The sequence below is a fragment of the Devosia sp. genome (assembly GCF_036676215.1).
In the GTDB taxonomy this organism is placed as follows: Bacteria; Pseudomonadota; Alphaproteobacteria; order Rhizobiales; family Devosiaceae; genus Devosia.
The window spans coordinates 1-3,005 of the sequence record NZ_JAKFDJ010000184.1 but is presented as its reverse complement, the minus strand read 5'-3'; the positions used below and the strand labels follow the sequence as shown (position 1 = coordinate 3,005).

The window sequence follows — 3,005 nt, the reverse complement described above, 5'->3', positions numbered from 1 at the left end:
TGGCCACCGTCGGTCGAGGAATAGAACTTCGGCGCCGGGCCCCACCAGCCGCCGCCCGATTCGTAGGCATACACCCGGTTCGGATTCTTGCGGTCGGCCGCCACGCGGTAGCTGCGGCCCGGCGCCACCGCCGGCAGATTGGTGTAGCTCCAGCTCGCCCCATGGTTGGTGGTGTACGCCGGCACGGAATCGGACGGCGCCCATACGATGTGGCCCGGCTTGGTGACCGCCAGCGTCGAGTCATTGCCCTGGCGCGCCAGGCCGTCGGGGTGGTTGGCAGGGAAAGCGGTCCAGCTCAGGCCCGAGTCGGTGGAGTAGGCGCCGCCCACGTTGGGGTGGTCCCAGGTGGTGGTGCCGATCGACGCGATGTATGCCGAATTGGACCAGGCCATGTCGGCACTGGTGCTGTTACCGAACCAGCCCTTCGGACCGCGCACAGGCGCAGTGGCCAGGTCTGTATGGATGACCATGCCGATGTCGCCCGAGCTGTTGAGCAGGGTGTACGAGGCGCCCGGCGGCGGCGTCATCAGGGCCAGTGTCGCGGTTTCCTCGATGCCGTTGGCGGCGGTGTGGGTCCAGGTCGGCTTGGCAGCCGACGCATTCCGGGTTTCCCACACGCCCCCGCCATGCACGTGCACGATGCGTTCCGGGTTGTTCGGATCGATTTCGACGTCGTCGACCCAGCCTGACCAGCCGTCGGCTTGACCGCCGTGCGGGGCGAGGGCGGAAATCTCGCGCCAGGTGGCGCCAGCGTTGTCCGACAATTGCACAACAGGCTGGCCTTCATAGTTGCCCCACGAATTGGAAACACCGAGCGCGATGCGGGTGGTGGCGCCGGTGCCGGACACCGACAGGCCGCCCATGCCGTAGCCGGTCCCCGCGGCCGACGAATCATAGCGCTTGAGCAGCGTCCAATTGCTGCCGTCGAACTTGTACAGCCTCGCCGAACCGCTGGCGCCGGGACCCGTGCCCTGCGTGAAGGCGACGTACATCATGCCGTCCCTGGCGCGCACCATGTGGGGGATATGGTAGCCCGCGACCGGCGTGGCGATGCCGGTCCAGGTGGCGCCGCCGTCGGTGGTCTTGTACATGCTGTACGCCAGCCCTGCCACGGCGGCGTAGTCCGGCGCGACGGCCGTGTAGACGGTTTGCGTGGCGCTGCCTGTGCCCTTGGTCGAGGTATCGAAAATCACTTGTTCGAAACCGACCACGCCGCGCCAGAAGACGGCCTCGATCTGTGCATTGGTCATTTTGTGCGATGCCAGCGAGGTCACCTGCCGCCAGGTCTGGCCGCGGTCGGCGCTCTTCCACAGGCCGGTGGTGCGCGTTGCGTAGAACAGGATGGCAGGATTGTTGGGGTCGACCATCAGGCGCTCGCCGACGGCGCGGCCCTGGGCGTTACTGGCCGCCGAGAACGGCAAATTGACGTAGGTCCAGTTGTCGCCGCGGTCGGTGGAAATGTAGAGGCGCGCGTCGGCTTTATCCGACAGGTACATGCCGGTGCTCATGTAGACGCGCTTGTCGTCGTTTGGATCGAGCGCCATGCTCTCGGAGCCGTGGTAGAAGCTTTCGGCAGCGCCAAAACCGTCCGTGATCGGCACCCAGGCCGAGGCGGCGGCGTTCCAGCGGTAGGCGCCGCCCATATCCGTGCGTGCGTACAGGACATCCGGGCTGGTGGAATGGAACACCAGGCCGGGTACATAGCCGCCGCCGCCGAACTTCACATTGCTCCAGCTGCTCGTGCCCTGTTCAATGCCGGGCGCCGGCGGGGCCGGGGTGACGGGCGCGGGAGGGACGGGCAGCTGGGCAGGCGGCGTTGGCTGGGCGGGCGCAGGCGGCACAGGAGCCTGGCCGGTGGCAGTTGCACCGCCACCGCCGCCACAGCCGGCCAGCAAGGAAGTCAGCAGCACTGACAAGGCGAAGAGTGTCTCTTTTATCATTATGTGTTCCGGAAGCGGGCTGGCGGGCTTACGCTTGCGGGACGGGGAACAGGCCCACCTATCCAGCAAACCGGCGGAGTGTATCCCGGGGATTCGGGAAGGGTAAGCACCGAAATAGCGCTAACGGTGAAGGAATTACAAGGGTGCAGATAATCGCATTAATACTGCACTTCCTTGCATTCGACGTGCGGCGACGGAGCGGCGATCTGTGACGGGCCAGATGGTCGCGCTGCATGCGCGGCCCTGCGTAATCGATATTGTTGTTTATCCGGCGCATGCAGCATGACGATTCCCTCGCCCAAGCAGTAGAAGGAAATCCCCGAGTTCTTCAACTATTCGCATACTGCTAGCATTCTCAGGGCAATCGCTAACGGCTGCAGCGCGGACCTCGCTATGTTGGCAACTTAGCCGAAGAATCACTCGAGGCCGAAGGACACTTTGTCAGCATGAATATTTCGAGGTTACTATGAAGCTCAGCCGCGCACTTCTATTAGTTGGAATTCTGTCATTAAACGCCGGCTGTGGCGGCGGCTCGGCCAGCACGATGCCGGCGGCACCGACGCCAGCCCCCACCACAGCAGCCCCAATTGCGCCAGCGCCAACAACGCCGGCGCCAACGACGGCAGTTCCAACGACGCCGGTTTCGCCGACGCCAGCTCCAACGTCGCCGGCCGCGGGTCTCTATCCCGACTACAACACGAATCCGATCGCGCCGAATGCGACCGGCATGGGCAGCACCGCAGTCCAGCTCGCCAGCAAGATACGTCTGGGTTTAAATATTGGCAACACGATGGAAGCGATTGGCGGAGAAACCGCCTGGGGCAATGCCCTGATCACCGAGTCGCTGATCAAGGCGGCCAAGGCGAACGGATTCAACGCCATCCGGCTGCCGGTTGCCTGGGACCAGTACGCCAACCAGCAGACCGCCAAGATCGACCAGGCCTGGCTGGACCGCGTCAAGCAAGTCGTCAAATACTGCGTCGACAACCAGATGTATGTGCTGGTGAACATCCATTGGGACGGCGGCTGGCTCGAAAGAAACGTCGAAGCGGACAAGCAAGCGGC

The 3,005-nt window shown here is 64.3% G+C and carries 2 protein-coding genes; one reads left to right on the top strand and one right to left on the bottom strand.

The features are described 5' to 3' along the window. Window positions 1–1,940 (bottom strand): WD40/YVTN/BNR-like repeat-containing protein (locus tag V6M52_RS15160; RefSeq protein WP_442881870.1); only part of this gene is annotated, 1,940 nt, incomplete at its 3' end. A gap of 466 nt (window positions 1,941–2,406) precedes the next feature. On the opposite strand from V6M52_RS15160, the gene V6M52_RS15155 reads away from it, so the two are divergent. Next, window positions 2,407–3,005, top strand: a 599-nt coding sequence (locus V6M52_RS15155; protein WP_332701623.1) for a glycoside hydrolase family 5 protein, incomplete at its 3' end; no start/stop codon positions are given.